This window comes from Vibrio mediterranei (genome assembly GCF_900088415.1).
GTDB classification, from domain to species: domain Bacteria; phylum Pseudomonadota; class Gammaproteobacteria; order Enterobacterales; family Vibrionaceae; genus Vibrio; species Vibrio mediterranei.
Window position 1 is genome coordinate 42057 of sequence record NZ_FLLQ01000001.1, and the last position, 18110, is coordinate 60166.

General features: G+C 44.0%; 16 protein-coding genes. 9 read left to right on the top strand and 7 right to left on the bottom strand.

Annotated elements, in window-relative coordinates; genetic code table 11:
* Nucleotides 1–26: 26 nt before the first annotated feature.
* Nucleotides 27–1172, bottom strand: coding sequence for a ribosomal protein uL16 3-hydroxylase (locus VME0621_RS00190; RefSeq protein WP_062461152.1), 1146 nt, complete (start codon nt 1170–1172; stop codon nt 27–29).
* Between the two features lie 158 nt (nt 1173–1330).
* Between VME0621_RS00190 and VME0621_RS00195 the strand changes: the two genes are divergently transcribed.
* Nucleotides 1331–1990, top strand: a complete 660-nt coding sequence (locus tag VME0621_RS00195; RefSeq protein WP_143696321.1) for a DUF3313 family protein — start codon at nt 1331–1333, stop codon at nt 1988–1990.
* Nucleotides 1991–2039: 49 nt separating this feature from the next.
* Here VME0621_RS00195 and pstB read toward each other — a convergent pair whose 3' ends face one another.
* The 4 genes from pstB to pstS form a co-directional block, all read right to left on the bottom strand.
* Nucleotides 2040–2786, bottom strand: coding sequence for a phosphate ABC transporter ATP-binding protein PstB (gene pstB / locus VME0621_RS00200; protein ID WP_370736754.1), 747 nt, complete (start codon nt 2784–2786; stop codon nt 2040–2042).
* 116 nt (nt 2787–2902) lie between these two features.
* Nucleotides 2903–3739 (bottom strand): phosphate ABC transporter permease PstA, encoded by an 837-nt coding sequence (pstA, locus tag VME0621_RS00205; RefSeq protein WP_062461158.1) that lies wholly within the window; start codon nt 3737–3739, stop codon nt 2903–2905.
* Nucleotides 3736–4665, bottom strand: a complete 930-nt coding sequence (pstC, locus tag VME0621_RS00210) for a phosphate ABC transporter permease subunit PstC (RefSeq protein WP_062461161.1) — start codon at nt 4663–4665, stop codon at nt 3736–3738. The genes pstA and pstC overlap by 4 nt, the downstream gene beginning before the upstream one ends.
* A 53-nt stretch (nt 4666–4718) precedes the next feature.
* Nucleotides 4719–5762 carry a phosphate ABC transporter substrate-binding protein PstS gene (gene pstS, locus VME0621_RS00215; protein WP_062461164.1) on the bottom strand — a complete coding sequence of 348 codons (1044 nt, stop codon included), beginning with the start codon at nt 5760–5762 and terminating at the stop codon, nt 4719–4721.
* Nucleotides 5763–6094: 332 nt separating this feature from the next.
* On the opposite strand from pstS, the gene VME0621_RS00220 reads away from it, so the two are divergent.
* Both VME0621_RS00220 and VME0621_RS00225 read left to right on the top strand, forming a co-directional pair.
* Nucleotides 6095–7474 (top strand): sensor histidine kinase, encoded by a 1380-nt coding sequence (locus VME0621_RS00220; RefSeq protein ID WP_062461167.1) that lies wholly within the window; start codon nt 6095–6097, stop codon nt 7472–7474.
* Nucleotides 7471–8103, top strand: a complete 633-nt coding sequence (locus tag VME0621_RS00225; protein WP_031496042.1) for a response regulator — start codon at nt 7471–7473, stop codon at nt 8101–8103. Before VME0621_RS00220 ends, VME0621_RS00225 begins: the two co-directional genes overlap by 4 nt.
* Nucleotides 8104–8261: 158 nt before the next feature.
* Here VME0621_RS00225 and VME0621_RS00230 read toward each other — a convergent pair whose 3' ends face one another.
* Nucleotides 8262–9539, bottom strand: a complete 1278-nt coding sequence (locus VME0621_RS00230; protein ID WP_062461170.1) for an NAD(P)/FAD-dependent oxidoreductase — start codon at nt 9537–9539, stop codon at nt 8262–8264.
* Between the two features lie 13 nt (nt 9540–9552).
* Nucleotides 9553–10965: a glutamine synthetase family protein gene (locus VME0621_RS00235; RefSeq protein WP_031496044.1), complete on the bottom strand. Its 1413-nt coding sequence runs from the start codon at nt 10963–10965 to the stop codon at nt 9553–9555.
* A 236-nt stretch (nt 10966–11201) separates the two neighbouring features.
* Here VME0621_RS00235 and VME0621_RS00240 point away from each other — a divergent pair, with 236 nt between their 5' ends.
* Genes VME0621_RS00240 through VME0621_RS00265 form a run of 6 tightly spaced genes read left to right on the top strand, consistent with a single transcriptional unit; the run spans nt 11202 to nt 18077 of the window.
* Complete coding sequence (locus tag VME0621_RS00240) at nt 11202–12533, top strand: glutamine synthetase family protein (RefSeq protein ID WP_006069543.1); 1332 nt, start codon at nt 11202–11204, stop codon at nt 12531–12533.
* A 60-nt stretch (nt 12534–12593) separates the two neighbouring features.
* The gene (locus VME0621_RS00245) at nt 12594–13958 is read left to right on the top strand and encodes an aspartate aminotransferase family protein (protein ID WP_062461173.1); all 1365 of its coding nucleotides are present in this window, start codon (nt 12594–12596) and stop codon (nt 13956–13958) included.
* Between the two features lie 58 nt (nt 13959–14016).
* The gene (locus tag VME0621_RS00250; protein ID WP_062461176.1) at nt 14017–15126 is read left to right on the top strand and encodes a polyamine ABC transporter substrate-binding protein; all 1110 of its coding nucleotides are present in this window, start codon (nt 14017–14019) and stop codon (nt 15124–15126) included.
* A gap of 55 nt (nt 15127–15181) precedes the next feature.
* Nucleotides 15182–16324, top strand: a complete 1143-nt coding sequence (gene potG, locus VME0621_RS00255; RefSeq protein WP_031494535.1) for a putrescine ABC transporter ATP-binding subunit PotG — start codon at nt 15182–15184, stop codon at nt 16322–16324.
* Nucleotides 16321–17238 carry a putrescine ABC transporter permease PotH gene (potH, locus tag VME0621_RS00260; RefSeq protein ID WP_006069547.1) on the top strand — a complete coding sequence of 306 codons (918 nt, stop codon included), beginning with the start codon at nt 16321–16323 and terminating at the stop codon, nt 17236–17238. Before potG ends, potH begins: the two co-directional genes overlap by 4 nt.
* A complete protein-coding gene (locus tag VME0621_RS00265) occupies nt 17235–18077 on the top strand; it encodes an ABC transporter permease subunit (protein WP_006069548.1) in 843 nt (280 codons plus the stop codon). The genes potH and VME0621_RS00265 overlap by 4 nt, the downstream gene beginning before the upstream one ends.
* Nucleotides 18078–18110: the final 33 nt, after the last annotated feature.

An 18110-nucleotide genomic window follows, 5' to 3' on the forward strand; every position in this document is an offset into this window, starting at 1 on the left:
TAAACGCAGCCACGCCATTATGCTAGTTATTCAGCAAACCAATAGCCTTTATTGACTAGTTCAGTGATTAACGAAATCGCAGCGGAGTTTTGTGTTAACGATTCTCCGCTGTTTTCAAGACAAATAGTATCTTGGTTAGAGAGCAATTCTGCGAAGCTAGTTAACTCTTCAGGGATCTTGAACATTTCACCGTTTACATAAATCATGTTGGGCTCGGCTTCGTGTGAAAGTGTTCTTAATCCAGCGACTTTGAATATAGCGCCACCACTTTCGAGGTGCTGATACACATCCTCGCAACTCCACTTTGAACTAGGCTCAATAATATTAAGTTGGTGTCGAGATTGGCTCAGCATGCATCCCATGAAATCTTTGATAGTGTCTTCGTCATCCAGTTTCGCTTTTAGCATGCTGACAAGGGAATCTAAGTCGCTTGTTGAAATCTTACCAAAGTTATCTTGTGTGCGAAGATCGGGCTTGTGGAGATGCTCATCACCATAATCGTGAGCCAAAATGTAATCTGCGAAGTTACTAATAAGTTCTTGTTCTTTTGGAGAGCGGAATCCAACAGAGTAGCTCATTGAAGGTTCAAGGGCGTATCCATCGTGTGGGAAACCAGGTGGAATGTAAAGAATGTCACCGGGTTCCAAAATGTCATCAATTTCTGCTTCGAAAGATTCGATTTGGCGTAGCGCTTCATGGCGCTGAGTTTCTTTATACTGTCCAATATCTTTTGCGCCAACTCGCCAGTGACGTTTTCCCATGCCCTGAATAATGAATACATCATATTGATCGATATGAGGACCAACACCACCACCCTCGACAGAGTAGCTAATCATTAGATCATCAAATAGCCATTGCGGCATAGTTTGAAAAGGTTTAACAAGTTGCGCTGCGCCGTCATGCCAATGGTTCGCCGCCTGAACGATAAAAGACCAATTACTCTGAGGTAGAGAGGCGAACTTATCATCACCAAAAGGACCGTGTTCGGCTAGCCAATTATTATCAAGATTAGATACAAAACGTGAGTCGACCACTTCTTCCATCGTTAATCCTGCAAGTTCTTCGGGAGTGAGAGGATCTTGGAATTCAGCGAATCCCCCCTTGATGATTGTTGGCTGTTTTTGCCAATAATTGCGTAAGAACTCGTCGAGAGAGATGGTCAATTTATACATGGTTTTACCTAGTCTTCGTTTGATTGCGGAGGGATTCTAACAAAAACAGCTAGCAACACCCACGATAATCACGATGGCTCACGTTTTTTACTCTCGACACTGTTTATTAAGTGAGTGGCGCCTATGCTTGAAAGGAGACAATTGAGGAGGTCCGGAGCTTGAAAGTAAAAATCTTGGTGTTATCGATGATGTTAGCTGTGACGGGATGTACAAATACGCTTCCAACGCAGTCAGACTATAAGCCGCAAGACAATTATCGACACTTTGCGGTGGAAAGCATAGGTACGTACGATGGCGTTTCTTGGTATGAACAGGGCTTTAGTCTCAATAACTATGCTGCTCTAGAATTAGGAACCGTCACCGCGGAGCGTAAAGCAAACCAAGCGTATGTGTCACAGAGTGTCGTTGATACATTGCGCTCTGAACTTGAGCAATCGCTACGAAAGCGAATAGAAAATCACTCTGTGAAACCATCGATGAATAGCAAACAAACTCTGGAAGTGGCTGTTGATGTACAGAACATTGAAGGAGTTTCCGGTGCAGTGAAGCCAACGGATTTCATTCCTATTGGTGCGGTTATCGATTTAGCTAAGGTTGTTTCAGGCACACGAGATCGTAACCTCCGATTGATTGTGTCCGTCGAACTTGTTGAGAGCGAGAGCAAACAAGTAGTGGGAAAGAGATTATTCGTTATCACTGATAAAGGGGTATTGGAGAATCGAAACTCAGAAATAACAGTAAAGTTACTTGAGCCAGATGTTAAAGAAATCTCTGATAACGTTTCTGCTTTCATCGAATATTTGAGTCAGAGAAGTTAGCCCACTCGATAAGAGCGGGCCATGAAGATGAGTCGTTGGTTGCGTAATACTAACCAAAGTCCCCTGAAATATAACGCCTTGTGCGCTCGTTTGTCGGGTTATGGAAGATGGTCTCAGTAAGGGAAAACTCTTCGAGTTCTCCCAAATACATAAAGCCTGTGTAGTCAGAGATACGCATGGCTTGTTGCATATTATGTGTGACGATAACGATCGTGTATTTCTCTCGTAACTCTGTGATTAAGGTTTCTATTGCGGCAGTCGCAATAGGATCAAGCGCCGAAGTCGGTTCATCCATCAAAATAACTTCAGGCTCAAGGGCAATCGTACGTGCAATACATAGCCGTTGTTGCTGCCCACCCGAAAGGCCATTCGCATCGTGATGCAACTTATCTTTTACTTCTTCCCATAGGTGCGCTCGTTTAAGTGCCGATTGAATACGAGCGTCAATCTCGGCTTTTGATAGCTCGCCTTGTATCTTTAACCCAAACGCCATGTTGTCGTAAATAGACATTGGGAATGGTGTGGGTTTTTGAAATACCATCCCGACTTTAGAACGTAGTTCATTTACATCTGTATTAGAAAATATGGATTCGCCATCAAGAAGAATCTCACCTTCTGCGTACTGGTTACCATAAAGATCATAAATGCGATTTAAGGTGCGCAGTAGCGTGGATTTTCCACAGCCCGACGGTCCAATTAGTGCCGTTACTCGGTTTTTATATATCGGCATCGACACATTCTTCAATGCAGGATTTAGCCCTTTAGCATAGAAAAAGTTAAGATTTTGAATATCCATACGGTGTGTCAGATTAGACACGTCGTTGGCGTTGTTTGTCTCACAATCAAGGGTAGAAATGCAGCTTCCAAGAATGGATTGTTCGCTATTTTGAATTATGTTTGCAGTAGCCATACTTATGCCTTTCTCGCTTTTAGAAGTTTCGGCAAAGCTGTTGCCGTGATATTAACAATCAAAATAAAGGTGGTAACGATGAGAGCGCCCGCCCATGCCAGTTCTTGCCAAGAGGCGAAAGGACTCATAGCAAATTGATATATGGTGACAGGCAAGTTAGCCATTGGTTTGCTCAAATCAGTCGTTAAGAAACTGCTGTTCAATGAAGTGAAAAGCAGAGGAGCCGTTTCGCCAGAAATACGTGCGACAGACAGTAATACGGCAGTCATAATTCCGGGTCCAGCGGCTCGATATCCAAGCTGGGTGATGACTCGCCACTTCGGAGCGCCTAGGCCACTTCCTGCTTCTTTCAATGTTGGTGGGACCAAGCGCAGCATCTCTTCTGTCGACGCTACGATCACAGGCAACGCCAATATTGCTAATGCAATTGCACCTGCCCAGCCTGAATAACCTCCGGTTGGAACCACGATAACCGCATAAACAAACAAGCCAACTAGGATTGAAGGCGCACTCATAAGCATACCGTTTAGGAAGCGAATTGATTCGGCAACTTTATTGCCAGGCTGAGCCTCTGCTAACCATGTTCCAGCAAGTACCCCGATAGGTGTAGCTATGAGGATACCGATAGTGGTGAGCATTAAGCTCCCTAATAGAGCATTTTTGAGTCCACCATGACTGCCAGGGCCTGGAGTAATCTCAGTAAAGACTGCCCACGTGATGCCTTTGATTCCTTCACCCACTAAGGTATACAGTACGCAAGCCAATACAAACACACCACATGCTGCAGAGAAGGTACAGAATGCGAGAAACAGCTGATTCTTTAGCTTTCTTATTTTCATGATGCTTTCCCTACTAGACGACGAGCAAATCCCATTACGAAGAACGTAATAAAGAAAAGTACAACGCCAAGCGCAATCAGTGATGCAATATGCGTTGGGTTGGTGGCTTCATTAAACTGCTGAGCGATTGTCGATGAGATTGATGCAGCAGGCATAAAGAAAGAAGTTTCAATACGGTTTGCACCCCCAATCACAAATGCGACCGCCATGGTTTCGCCTAGTGCGCGACCCAAACCCAAGATACCAGCGCTCACGGTTGCATTTTTCACTTTAGGAATCAGTACCTTGGTAATCACCTCAAAAGGTGTCGCTCCGGTACCATAAGCTGCTTCTCTCAACACATTGGGGATAGACTTTAGTGCATCTCGTGTAAGTGACGTCATGATTGGTAAAATCATGAAGGACAGAATAATGCCCGCAGTAAGAAGTCCGATGCCAATAGGCGGACCATTAAACCAAGGTCCGATGATGGGGATTTCAATAAGGTGTTGACCAGCCCAGGTTTGGAAGCCATTTGAGAACCAAGGAGAAAAGACAAAAAGACCCCACATACCATAAATAATGCTCGGAATAGCCGCTAGCAATTCGATCGCTTTACTTACCGGTACGCTGACCCATTTAGGCGCTAACTCGGCGAGAAATATTGCTGTGCCTAAGGCAATAGGGACGGCAATAATAATGGCAATTAGTGATGTCACTAGAGTACCGTAGATGGCTGACGCAGCGCCGAACTGGCCTCGAATCGGATCCCACACGTTATGGAATACAAAGCCCGGTCCGAATTCTTTAAATGCAGGCCATCCTCCATCAATGAGTGACAGTAAGATTCCAGAAAGAGTAACAAGAATAAGTAGGGCACTAGTAAAGCTCAATCGTTCGAAAATTGAGTCGCCATTTACTTTGTTGGATAAAGTTAAAGTAGTCATAATACTGGGAATACGAGCCTAGACCTCGAGAGGCGAGGCTCGTTAATAGTGAATTATTTAATAATGGCTTGATTGTTGGTTTTTAGACTTTGTTTCCAAGTGTCATTAACCATGCTAACGACTTTCTTCGGCATTGGAATATAGTCGAGTTCTTCAGCAGCTTTGCCTTGGGTATAGCTCCATTTAAAGAACTTAATAATCTCTTGTGCTTTCTTGGCGTCAGGTTGATCCTTATGCATTAAGATGAAAGTGGCGGCGGTCATTGGCCATGAATTAGCCCCCGGTTGGTTATTAAGAAGCAAATGATATCCTGGAGCGTCTTCCCAATCGGCGTTTGCGGCAGCGGCTTGGAAGGTTTTCATGGTTGGCATTAGATATGCGCCATCGCGAGCCTGCATTTGTGTGTACGCCAAATCATTTTGTTTAGCGAATGCATATTCTACGTAGCCGATAGCACCACGAGTGCGCGTAACGAAGTTGGCGACACCAGCGTTACCGTTTCCACCAATTGCCGTCGCTGCCGAGGGCAATGCGATGTCTTTGCTTGCACCGATTTTTTCGTGCCATTCTGGGCTAACTTGATCAAGATATTCAGTGAAATTGAATGTAGTACCTGACCCATCAGAGCGGTGGACAACATAAATAGGTTGGTTCGGGAGCACTATATCTGGGTTAAGTCCCGTAATAGCTTTATCGTTCCAGTTCTTGATATTTCCTAAGTAGATATCAGCTAATACTTTGCCTGTCAGTTTTAATTGACCTGCCTTGATACCTGGTAGGTTGATTACAGGGACAATCGCGCCCATGACCATAGGAAATTGAATCATGTCTTCTTTGTTCAACTCTTCGATAGTAAGCGGTGCATCTGTCGCGCCAAAGTCTACCGTTTTTGCTGTGATCTGACGAATGCCACCACCAGAACCGATAGCTTGATAGTTGATCTGGATCCCCGTTTCCTTTTGGTATTGCTCAGCCCACTTTGCATAAATTGGATGAGGGAAAGTCGCGCCCGCACCGTTAATAGTGGTCTTTGCTGCCAAGCCGAATGATGCAGTGACTAACACAGAAGACAAGAGAGCTGATCTGATAAATTTCACAATATATCTCCGATATAATTCGTTTAGTGTGGGCCATTAAAAAGGAGTAATACTTTTTAATGGCCCGGTTTAGTTTTGTGTTCAAATAAAACTAAGGTGATTGAAACTACTCAATCCATTAATCGGTATGTACCAATCAACAAAGCGGAGATTAAGAACCAAATATTACAGTTATATTAAGCGAGTACGTGACAGTGCTATTTAACGCAAAGGTTTATATAAAGTGATGCCTATCTGATAATAAAACTTCACAACATTTTACTTGGTTGTTTTGGCATGTAATACTTCTATTAATAGGTAACTTAACGATGTGAATTAAAATATTACAAAGTATGGATGAATTACTTACTTTTTCAGTTTATTTGGTTTATGGACTCGCTTTCTTTGCGATCTTTTTCGCTATATTGTTCCGAGACCTGAGTCAAAGTCGTATTTCAATGGCATCGGCACTACCGACGCTTGCTGCGTTCGGTTTATTACATGGTCTGCATGAGTGGTCTGAGCTTTATCTTGTTATTTACGCTGACGACCTAGAAAGTGTCACGGGCTTAGCAACCTTCAAGGTCGCCAAGTTGTGGCTGTCGTATATTGCATTGGGTGTTTTTGCGTGGCAGTTGCTTTCAGTAACCACTTGGCGGCAGATAAGATGGATAAAAGCATTAGGTTGCGCTGCGTTTATCTATTTCATGTTCAGTGTGGTTATCCAGTACTGGGCGTTAAGCTATAGCGATTACCTGCAACTGATTGCCAATCAAGTTCGCTTGATTTTTGGCTTTGGTGCTGCTTGTTCAGCAGGTTTAGTGATGTACGTTTACGCGAATGAGCTTGAACACGAAGGGCATGGTGCTTCAAAACCGTTTAAATTAACTGGACTCGCATTAGTTTTATATGGCATTTCAGCAGGAGTACTTACTGCCGAGTTTGGCATCTGGGTAATAATACTGCGAACGGTTAGCGCAATACTCATACTTATCTTCATTTGGAGAGCTTTGCGAGTCTTTGATCGTGAACGAGATATACAGTTAGAAACTCGGCTTCAGCAGTCACTGCATGACGTGAAGCTTCGTGAATTGGGAGAGCTATCGTCAGCCGTGGCCCACGAGATCAAGACACCACTCTCAAGTGCAACGATGGGCTGTGATATTCTTGAGCGTCAGCTACCTGAAAACGATGTATATCAACGCCAGTTGACGCGAATTCGTACTGGGCTTGAACGAGCTGCAGATATCAGTCAAGAAGTCCTAAATTACGCACATAAAAAGCCCGTATTACGAGAACGAGTGAACGTACAAGACGTGATTTACAATACATTTGAGCTTAATCGATTTCGACTTGACGGCACTGATTGGCAAGTAGATTGTCAACATGATTTAGAGATAGTTGGTGATGCTCAAGCTTTGCAAGATGTAATTTCTAACCTGATATCGAATGCTTGTGACGCTAAAAAAGATGGGTTAATTATAACCTCTAAGGCCTATCAAGAGCAGTTGAACGCAGTCCTAGTGTTTAAAGATAATGCTGGCGGTATGAGTAAAGAGATCATTGCGAATGCTTGTAAGCCATTTTTCACAACGAAACCAAAAGGTGAAGGGACAGGGATGGGGCTTGCTATAGTGAATCAATTGGTAATGCAGCACAATGGGTCAATGAACCTCTACAACGAAGGTTGTGGTTTGACCGTAGAAATAAAACTTCCGAGATATTTGAAATGACACTGAGATTGTTACTAGCTGAAGATGACAAAGAACTGCAAGAAGCACTGATTGAAGCACTTAGCCTCGAGTCATTTGATGTCGTTGCATTTGATAATGCCGAAGATGCCATTGAGGCTGCATTGGTACAACACTTTGATGTTGCGTTACTCGATGTGGTGATGCCTGGTATAACGGGCATAGAAGCGTTATCAAGTCTTCGTCGAATTCACCCGAACATTGGCATAGTGATTTCTACGGCATTTGCGACGGTAGATGTTGCTGTGGATGCGATGAAAAAGGGAGCGGACGAGTTTCTTACTAAACCTTTTAACCTCACTACAGTGTCGACAACCTTGAAACGAATTCATGCTCAGCGATCTCCTAAGTCCCCTAAGCTAGAGCGGGATGATGATTTAGTGTTTAGCGCTCTGTCGAATCCTATTCGACGACAAGTGCTTAAACAATTACGACTGCATCGTAAAATGAAGTTCATGGATCTATGTCGAGTAGTGGGGGTAGAAGATCACACCAAATTCAATTTTCATTTACGTCAATTAGTTAAAGCCGGGCTGGTGTTTAAGGGTGAAGGGAAAATTTATTCTTTGACTCAAATGGGGCTGCAAGTCCATTCGGGATTATTAAAATAATGATGGGGATTTAATTGATATAACAATTAAATCCCTAAGAAAAGCGTTATACATTATCTATCAAACTATGACGTTAATATAACTCAATAGGTTGTTGGTTAATTTAATATTTAAAAATCTAAAAAAAGGAGCTACTATCAGCTCCTTTTTTATCTACTTTATAAAAGGTCTCGAACTCTAAAATAAGACATGGCTAGAACCAACGCTGGGGTTCTAAACATTCGACCACCCGGGAAGGGCATGTGTTTGATTTTATCAAATATAGAGAATCGCTCTGCAGTGGTCGCAATACACTCCGCCATTAATGTACCCGCCATACCTGTCGCGGCGATACCATGGCCTGAAAAACCTTGCGCAAAATAGACGTTTGGTTTTAGCCGGCCAAAGTGGGGGGCTCGATTCATAGTGATGGCGACATTTCCGCCCCAAGCGTATTCGATTTTTGTGTCTTTAAGCTGTGGGAATATATCAAGCATCCGCGCGCGCATGGCTTTTTCTAAGTTAAATGGTGCGACGCCTGAATAACTCACCCTTCCACCAAATAGCATACGGTGATCACCGGAACATCGGTAGTAATCGAGAACGAAGTTGATATCGCAAGCTGAGATATGATCTTGCATCAGCGATCCTGTTACTTCCTTGCCTAATGGCTCGGTCGCGCAAATATAAGTACCAACCGGCATTACTTTATTTTCGAGTTTCGATTCCAGCCCTTCCATATAGGCATTACAAGCAAGAATGACGTGATTTGCTTTTACTTTTCCATCTCTAGTAAACAGCGTTGCCGGATCACCATGTTCAATCTTGTTTACTGCGCTATCTTCATAAAATTCTGCCCCAGCGAGTTTGGCTGCATTAACCAAACCTAAGGTATAGTTGAGCGGGTGTAAGTGGCCACTGTTACTATCAAACATTCCAGAGGTATACTTGGTACTTGCAATGCGACTGGCAACTTCATCTTTGTCCCACATTTCTAATGATTCATAACCATAGTTTTCAGTTAAATCGTCATACCATGCTTTTAACTCTTTATCGTGGCGTGGTTTCATACCTACATGAACCATGCCATCACGCCAGTCGCAATCAATGTTGTATTTGTTGATGTTCGATTTCGTTAACGCCAGCGCTTCGACAGAGATGTCCCAAAGCTTTTTTGCATCGGATTTACCGACTAATTTCTCAAGTGTGTCCTGCTCTGATGCCCAACCGAAAATGGCTTGGCCTCCACTGCGACCAGATGCCCCCCAGCCCACGCGATTAGCTTCTAACACAATGACTTTAAAGCCTTTGTTAGCCAGCTCTAATGCAGCGGTGGCTCCGGTGATTCCGGAGCCTATCACACAGACGTCGGCAACATGTTCTCCCATAAGTTTGGGGAAATCGAAATGCTGATTTCTTGATGCTGCATAGTAAGAGTCTGTGTGTTTGACTTTCATTTTGTATCCTTACTTATTTGTACCACTGGTATTCTAATGGAGAGACTTGTGCTGAAAAGCGCGCCTGTTCATGTTTTTTATTGGCAAGATAGACTTTACAAAACTCTTCACCAAAACTGCTTTTCATAAACTGACTGTTTTCAAACTCATGGAGAGACATATCCCATGAAATAGGAAGCATAGGCAGTTCTAGTAGGGTCGCATCCCCTTCAATTGGTGCTGGTGGAGTCAGTTTGTTCTCTATTCCGTCGATTATTGATGCTAGCAATACTGCTACCGTGAGATAAGGGTTTACGTCCGCGCCGGAGAGTCGATGTTCAATTCTTTTGTCTTCGGTACCGCTCGCTGGAATTCTTACCGCTACAGTACGATTGTCCCATCCCCATGTAGCGTGAAGTGGTACAAACATATTGGGTTGAAGTCGACGATAGGAGTTTGCATTGGGCGCAAATATTGCCATGCTATCCTCTAAATGAGCGAGAACGCCCGCGATGGCATTGAGTAGTAGTTCTTCATTTTCACCAAATACGTTGTTGCCGACGTCGTCTTGCAGGCTAATGTGGACATGGCAGCCGTTACCAGCATACTCGGTGTAGGGTTTGGCCATAAAGTTTGCGTAGAAGCCGTGTTTCTTTGCCACCGCTCGCACTACACGTTTTAGCAGCATAGCTTGGTCACAAGCCAGAAGTACGTCGCTCGTATGTTTGAGGTTGACCTCGAACTGTCCAGGTGCGTATTCGGCGGTGATATTGTCGGCAGGGATATTTTGAGCGTTGCAGGTCTCAATCACTTCATCTAGAAACGCTTTAAACTCATCGAGCTCTTCGAGTGAGTAGACTTGCGTTTGTGTCATCCTTTCACCGCTTATCGGCATCAATGGTGGTTGCGGGTTACCCGCTTCATCGGGCTCAAGGTCTTGTAAGTAAAACTCGAGCTCAACGGCTATACAAGGCTTAAAGCCTTTCGTAGCTAATTTGTCTAGCTGTACTTCTAGTACGTGGCGAGGGTCGGCAAAAAACGGTTGATTGGATGTGGGTTCAAACATAGTCACAATGGCTTGAGCACTGTTTTCCTGCCATGGTGTAGTAACCAAAGAACTTGTGACCATACGACAAATTCTGTCACCATCGCCTTTTTCGAAACCTAAACCAGTTTCTTCTACGGTTTCTCCACAAATATCTAAGGCAAATACAGAAGCCGGAAGACAGATACCTTGCTCTAGTACCTTATTTAGTTGTGATAAAGGAACGCGCTTACCTCTCACTACGCCGTTCATATCGAACAATATGAGATCCAACGTTGTCACGTCAGGGTGGTGTTCAATAAATCGTTCAATTGTTAGCTTATCGTGACTAACCTGTATTGGTTCTATGTTGTCAGCACTGTTTGAAAGTTGACTTGTTCCCACTGTGGCTCCTCCACTTATCTCCAACCTATCCATGTATAGCAAGCCTTTGTTTTGAATCTTGCGCCACTGGTTGCTTTTTAACCATAGACATAATGTTCAGTAAAAGACAACACAAATGTATATAAAATGTTAATCAGCATCTCAAAAGTTACAAAATAATTAACATATTTGTTTGACAATTGTACAGCTTGCTGCCAATCCTAAATGGAGCTTATTGATAAATTCGTTGAGCAATTTTTGAAAAAGAAGGATTTATGGAAACGATTAGGAAATGGATAGAAGAGAACCGTATTACTGAAGTTGAGTGCCTGATCCCCGATATTACAGGCAACGCGCGAGGCAAGATTATGCCTGCGAAAAAATTCCTTCGAGAAGGGGGCATGCGTCTTCCCGAAGTGGTTTTTTTCCAGACTGTAACCGGAGACTGGCCAGACGATGAAAGTATGATCGACCTGACAGAGAAGGATATGACTCTGGAGCCTGACCAAAATACCATTCGTTTTGTTCCATGGACAAAAGAGCCTACCGCTCAGGTTATCCATGATTGTTTTACCGTCGATGGAGACCCGGTAGATATCTCACCGAGAGCCGTGCTACGTCGAGTGCTAAACCTCTATGCAAAAGAGGGGTGGCAACCTGTTGTTGCCCCTGAACTTGAGTTCTTTCTGGTACAGAAGAATCTAGATTGGGACTATCCATTAGAGCCGCCAATTGGTCGAAATGGACGCCCTGAAACAGCTCGTCAGTCTTTTAGTATTGATGCAGTGAATGAGTTCGATCCTATTTTTGAAGACATGTACGACTACTGTGAAGCTCAAGAATTGGACGTCGATACTTTGGTGCATGAATCTGGCGCTGCACAAATGGAGCTGAACTTTGACCACGGTGAGCCGCTCGATAGAGCTGACCAAGTGTTCTTATTTAAACGCACTGTACGTGAAGCAGCTTTAAGACATGATGTGTATGCCACCTTTATGGCAAAACCAATGGAAGATGAGCCTGGTAGTGCAATGCATATTCACCAGAGTTTGGTGGATAAAAACGGAAAAAACCTGTTTGCCAATGAAGATGGTACTAACAGTGACCTCTTCTTGAACTATATCGGCGGTATGCAGAAATACACGCCAGCGGCTATTGCGTTCTTCGCACCTAACGTGAACTCCTATCGCCGTTTAGTATTTGGTGACTCTGCACCAACGAATGTGGCTTGGGGTGAAGATAATCGTACTGTTGGATTACGTGTGCCTATCTCTGATAAAGAGTCTCGCCGTCTTGAAAACCGCTACGCCGGCGCGGATGCAAACCCGTATCTCGCTATGGCATTGACGTTGGCATGTGGCTACTTAGGCATGAAAGAGAAGCTTACACCAACGGAAAAAAGCACCGGCGATATGACCACTGAGCCATACTCACTTCCTCACAACCTAGAAGATGCTTTGGTGTTGTTAGAAAACAGTGACGAGCTGAGAGAAATTTTAGGTGACCGATTCGTATCTGCTTACGTAGCCATCAAACGTAAGGAGTACAGAACGTATTTCCAAGTCATCAGTTCTTGGGAAAGAGAGTTCTTATTATTGAACGTTTAATACAGGCAACGCTATAGAGAAAAGCAAACCCGTTAATACAGCGAGAAATGGAATTAAGTTATGTCAAAACAAACTGGGTCTAAATGGATTGAACAAGATAGTGCACACTGCTTGCACCCATTTACCAACTTTAAAGCACTCAACGATAAAGGCTCACGCGTTATTACCCGAGCGGAAGGCATTTATATTTACGACGAAGATGACAACAAAATCCTAGATGGAATGGCAGGGTTATGGTGCGTCAATATGGGCTATAACTGCCAGCCACTTATCGAGGCTGCGACGAATCAACTTCAAGAGTTGCCTTACTACAATTTGTTTTTCCAAACCACTCATCCACCAGCTGTAGAGCTTTCAACTTTGCTTGCCGAAGTAGCGCCTGAAGGCATGAACCACGTGTTCTTTACCGGTTCAGGCTCAGAGTGCAACGATACCGTGGTTAGAATGGTGCGTCATTACTGGGCAAGCTTAGATAAGCCAAATAAACAAACCATTATTAGTCGTAAGAATGCATATCACGGCAGTACGATGGCAGGGGCAAGTCTAGGTGGCATGGCATTTATGCATGCCCAAGGTGGTCTACCACTACCGAATATCGTTCATATTGATCAACCGTATCATTTTGGTGAAGGACAAGGGATCGACGCGAATGAATTTGGTCTAGAACGTGCGCAGCAGCTTGAAGCCAAAATCCTAGAACTGGGTGAAGACAATATCGCTGCGTTTATTGCGGAACCCATTCAGGGTGCAGGTGGCGTTATTATTCCGCCTGACAGTTATTGGCCTGAAATTCAACGTATCTGTGACAAGTATGAAGTCTTACTTATTGCTGATGAAGTCATTTGTGGCTTTGGGCGTACCGGTGAGTGGTTCGCAAGCCAAACATTCAACATCAAACCTGATCTGATGTGTATGGCGAAAGGCATTACTTCTGGGTATTTACCACTTGGCGGTGTAATGGTCCGAGATCATGTCGCACAAGTGTTGACAGACGCAGATACTGAATTCGCTCATGGCTTTACCTATTCGGGTCACCCAGCGGCATGTGCAGTTGCTATCGCCAACATTAAAGAGATGCAAAAACACAATATTGTTAATCGTGTGCGTGAAGATATTGCTCCGTATTTTGCTTCTCGTTGGAATGAACTTCTTGAACACCCAATGGTGGCAGAAGCTAGAACGAAAGGACTGGTCGGGGCTATTGAATTAGTCAAGGACAAGACCACCAATGAGCGTTTTGACAAAGAACTTGATGTCGGTACTCGATGTCGTGAACACTGCTTTGCCGCGGGTGTCGTGTTGCGAGCTGTTGGCGACACCATGATCTGTTCACCACCGCTCATCATTACGCGTGCAGAAATTGATGAGTTTATCGACAAGGCAAAAATAGCCTTAGACAACACACTCGCCGACGTTTCGCAGTAGCCGACGAGATTTATACCCAAAGGTATTAACCAAAGAGCAAACAGGAACGGAGATCCAAATGGAGAAAACAAAAGCATGCTTCGGTATCGCGTTAGGGATGACGATAGGACTTAGCTCAATGACATCCTATGCGGCTGAGGAAAAAGTGCTCAATATCTATAACTGGTCAGACTATATCGCGGAAGATACGATTAAAAAGTTTGAGGAAGAGACAGGCATCAAGGTGGTTTACGATGTATTCGACTCAAATGAAGTATTAGAGGCGAAGATATTATCTGGTAATACAGGCTTTGACTTAGTTGTGCCAAGTAATGATTTTCTGGGACGTCAAGCCCAAGCTGGCGCGTTCCAAAAGCTGGATAAGTCAAAGCTAACTAACTACAGCAACCTAGACCCTAAATTAATGGGGATTCTGGCGGACACTGTCGACCCCGACAACGCTTACTCTGTGCCATATCTTTGGGGCACAACGGGCATCGGTTACAACGTTGCTAAAGTGAAAGAGGTTTTGGGTGAAGACGCGCCAGTGGATAGCTGGGACTTAGTATTCAAACCAGAAAACATGGAGAAACTTTCTAAGTGTGGTGTTGGTTTCCTGAATGCACCGACAGAGATCATGGCAGCGGCGCTGAACTATATCGGCAAAGATCCAAACAGTACTGATCCTAACGCTTATAAAAAAGATGCGCTTGCACTGCTTAAACAAGTTCGTCCTTATGTAACCTATTTCCACTCATCACAATACATCAATGACCTAGCTAACGGCGATGTATGTGTGGCGATTGGTTGGTCAGGCGATGTTCTGCAAGCGGCAGATCGTGCAGCTGAAGCAGATAATGGCGTAGAAGTGGCGTACTCGATTCCAAAAGAGGGAGCGCTTGCCTGGTTTGATTTAATGGCGATTCCAAAAGAAGCGAAGCACCCAGAAAACGCTCACTTGTTTATCAACTATCTACTTCGTCCAGAAGTGATTGCTGAAATCAGTAACTATGTTTGGTATGCGAATCCAAACCCACCATCACGTGAGTTTATTGACGCAGAAATCTTGGAAGATCCAGGAATCTACCCAACAGAAGAAGCGCAAGCGAAGTTATATAGCTCAAAGATGTTACCGCATAAGACATCACGTGCTATGACTCGCGCTTGGACGGATTTCATTAAGAACTGATCAAACCCTAATTTGGCGACTCGCTTTGAGTCGCCAATTTTGCTTGGAGACTACCATGACAGTGATGTCACTTGATACAGAACTCAATCACCAACATGTTTCGCCGGTGCCACCAAAACCATTATTAGAAATCCGAGGACTGACGAAGGACTTCGGCGGCCATCTTGCGGTAGATAACATCGATCTTACGATCAACCAAGGTGAACTGTTTGCGCTATTAGGCGCGTCGGGGTGCGGAAAATCAACCTTGCTACGAATGCTCGCTGGATTTGAACAACCAAGCGCAGGACAGATTATTCTTGATGGTGAAGATCTTGCCGATATCCCTCCATACAAACGACCTGTCAATATGATGTTTCAGTCCTATGCACTGTTTCCTCACATGACAGTAGAAAAGAACATTGCGTTTGGGTTAAAGCAAGACGGCATGCCAAGCCAAGAAATCGCTAGTACCGTTAAACATATGCTTGAGCTGGTCAGAATGACCGATTTCGCGAAGCGTAAACCGCACCAATTATCTGGCGGTCAAAAACAACGTGTTGCACTCGCCAGAAGCTTAGCTAAAAAACCAAAACTACTTTTGCTAGATGAGCCAATGGGTGCTCTGGATAAAAACTTACGCGAAAAAATGCAGCTTGAGGTGGTCGACATACTTGAAAGTGTGGGTGTTACTTGTGTGATGGTCACGCATGACCAAGAAGAAGCGATGACCATGGCAACACGCATCGCAATTATGAACAAAGGCCAGTTTGTGCAAATTGGTTCTCCAGAAGCTATTTACGAGCATCCGAACTCGAAGTTTGCCGCGAAATTCATCGGCTCGGTCAATATTTTTGAGGGTGTTCTAGAAACCAATCTTAGCGATAAATCGACGGTTCGAACCCCAGACCTATCGAATGTGATTACTATTAATCATGGTATTTCAGGTGCTCCGGGTATCCCTTTGATGATAGCTGTTCGACCAGAAAAAATGACGCTATGTGACCATACCCATCACTCTAGTAATTCTTGTAGTGGGGTGGTGGAAGATATCGCCTATATGGGCAACCAATCCATTTACCATGTTCGTTTGGATTCCGGCAAGTTGGTCACTGCAACGCTACAAAACACGAGCCGTGTGAGAAAAGGTATGCCAACGTGGGAGCAAAGAGTCAATCTTTGCTGGGACATGGAAAGCTGCGTGGTACTGAAACTATGAAGAAACAAGCCAAACTCAATATTTGGCGTATTGTTCCCACGCCAAAGTGCTTATTGCTTGCTGTTCCCTACGGATGGTTACTGCTGTTCTTTCTATTGCCGTTTCTAATCGTATTCAAAATCAGTTTTGCTGAAGCTCAAATATCGATTCCACCTTATTCTGAATTGCTTAGTTATGCTGAGCAGCAGTTGCAGCTGTTACTCAACGTCGGCAACTATCAATATTTGATAGAAGATGACTTATACGCGTCGTCGTATTTACAGTCGATTCGTATTGCACTTATCTCTACATTACTCTGCTTAGTGATTGGTTTTCCGATTGCCTGGGCTATTGTTCATTCGAAGCCGTCAACTCGAAATGTGTTATTAATGCTGATCATATTGCCATCGTGGACCAGCTTTTTGATTCGTGTTTATGCTTGGATAGGAATACTTAAGAATAACGGCCTTCTGAACAATATGTTGATGACCTTTGGTGTTATTGAGGAACCGCTCAAGATATTGCACACAGATACTGCAGTCTATATTGGTATTATCTATACCTACTTACCCTTTATGGTTTTGCCTCTTTATACCGCATTGATGCGAGTGGATTACTCCTTACTGGAAGCGGCAAGTGATCTCGGGGCGAAACCAGTAACAACACTATTCACGGTCCTCGTACCATTGACACGTGCCGGTATTATCGCAGGGTCGATGTTAGTGTTCATCCCTGCTGTGGGAGAGTTTGTTATACCTGAACTACTTGGCGGGCCTGATACAGTACTGATCGGTAAAGTCTTGTGGCAAGAGTTCTTTAACAACCGAGATTGGCCAGTCGCTTCGGCCGTAGCTATCGTAATGTTGCTTATTTTGATGTTGCCTATCTTATGGTTCCATCGTTATCAAAAACGTGAACTGGAGGCGCAAGCATGAACGACATTCCGGTCTATAACAGTAAACTGAAGTGGTGTATTTTGGCGGCGGGTTTTACCTTTCTCTATCTGCCAATCCTGATTCTGATTGTTTATTCATTTAACGAAAACCGATTGGTTACCGTATGGTCTGGTTTTTCGTTCAAATGGTATTTTGAGCTGTTAGAAGATGATCTGCTCATGGGCGGTGTGAAGCTGAGCCTGATGATAGGCTTTTTATCAGCCAGCGCGGCTGTTGTTCTAGGTACTATTGCTGCATTTGTATTGAACCGCTTTGGGAAATTTAAAGGTGAAACTGGGTTTGCCTTTATGATCACGGCACCCTTGGTTATGCCAGAGGTTATTACAGGTCTTTCTCTACTATTGTTATTCATTGCAATGGGACAAGTGTTTGACCTCTTTAGCCAGCGAGGCATGATGACCATTTGGATTGCCCATGTAACTTTCTGTACGGCTTATGTCACGGTAGTAGTGAGTTCTCGACTTCAAGAAGTCGATCGTTCTATCGAAGAAGCTGCTATGGACTTGGGAGCGCCACCTTGGAAAGTGTTCTTACAGATAACGCTGCCTTCGATTGCACCCGCTATTTTGGCGGGGTGGTTATTAGCGTTTACCTTGTCATTAGATGACTTAGTGATTGCGAGCTTCGTATCTGGTCCGAGTGCGACAACATTACCTATGGTGGTATTCTCAAGTGTCCGTTTAGGTGTTAGCCCTAAAATCAATGCATTAGCAACACTGACCATATTAGCAGTGTCTTGTGCCACGTTTATTGCGTGGTGGTTGATGGCAAAGGCGGAAAAGCGTAGGCTGCTTGAAATGAAAATGAGTCAACAATAGTTCAGCAAGTAGCTGATGCTAAGTAATCGGTTC

Coding starts and splice junctions, on each gene's coding strand:
- VME0621_RS00265 (WP_006069548.1), top strand. CDS start 17,235: ATGAACGACATTCCGGTCTATAACAGTAAACTGAAGTGGTGTATTTTG.
- VME0621_RS00230 (WP_062461170.1), bottom strand. CDS start 9,539: ATGAAAGTCAAACACACAGACTCTTACTATGCAGCATCAAGAAATCAG.
- pstC (WP_062461161.1), bottom strand. CDS start 4,665: ATGACTACTTTAACTTTATCCAACAAAGTAAATGGCGACTCAATTTTC.
- VME0621_RS00245 (WP_062461173.1), top strand. CDS start 12,594: ATGTCAAAACAAACTGGGTCTAAATGGATTGAACAAGATAGTGCACAC.
- pstA (WP_062461158.1), bottom strand. CDS start 3,739: ATGAAAATAAGAAAGCTAAAGAATCAGCTGTTTCTCGCATTCTGTACC.
- potH (WP_006069547.1), top strand. CDS start 16,321: ATGAAGAAACAAGCCAAACTCAATATTTGGCGTATTGTTCCCACGCCA.
- VME0621_RS00250 (WP_062461176.1), top strand. CDS start 14,017: ATGGAGAAAACAAAAGCATGCTTCGGTATCGCGTTAGGGATGACGATA.
- VME0621_RS00225 (WP_031496042.1), top strand. CDS start 7,471: ATGACACTGAGATTGTTACTAGCTGAAGATGACAAAGAACTGCAAGAA.
- potG (WP_031494535.1), top strand. CDS start 15,182: ATGACAGTGATGTCACTTGATACAGAACTCAATCACCAACATGTTTCG.
- VME0621_RS00240 (WP_006069543.1), top strand. CDS start 11,202: ATGGAAACGATTAGGAAATGGATAGAAGAGAACCGTATTACTGAAGTT.
- pstB (WP_370736754.1), bottom strand. CDS start 2,786: ATGGATATTCAAAATCTTAACTTTTTCTATGCTAAAGGGCTAAATCCT.
- VME0621_RS00190 (WP_062461152.1), bottom strand. CDS start 1,172: ATGTATAAATTGACCATCTCTCTCGACGAGTTCTTACGCAATTATTGG.
- VME0621_RS00220 (WP_062461167.1), top strand. CDS start 6,095: ATGGATGAATTACTTACTTTTTCAGTTTATTTGGTTTATGGACTCGCT.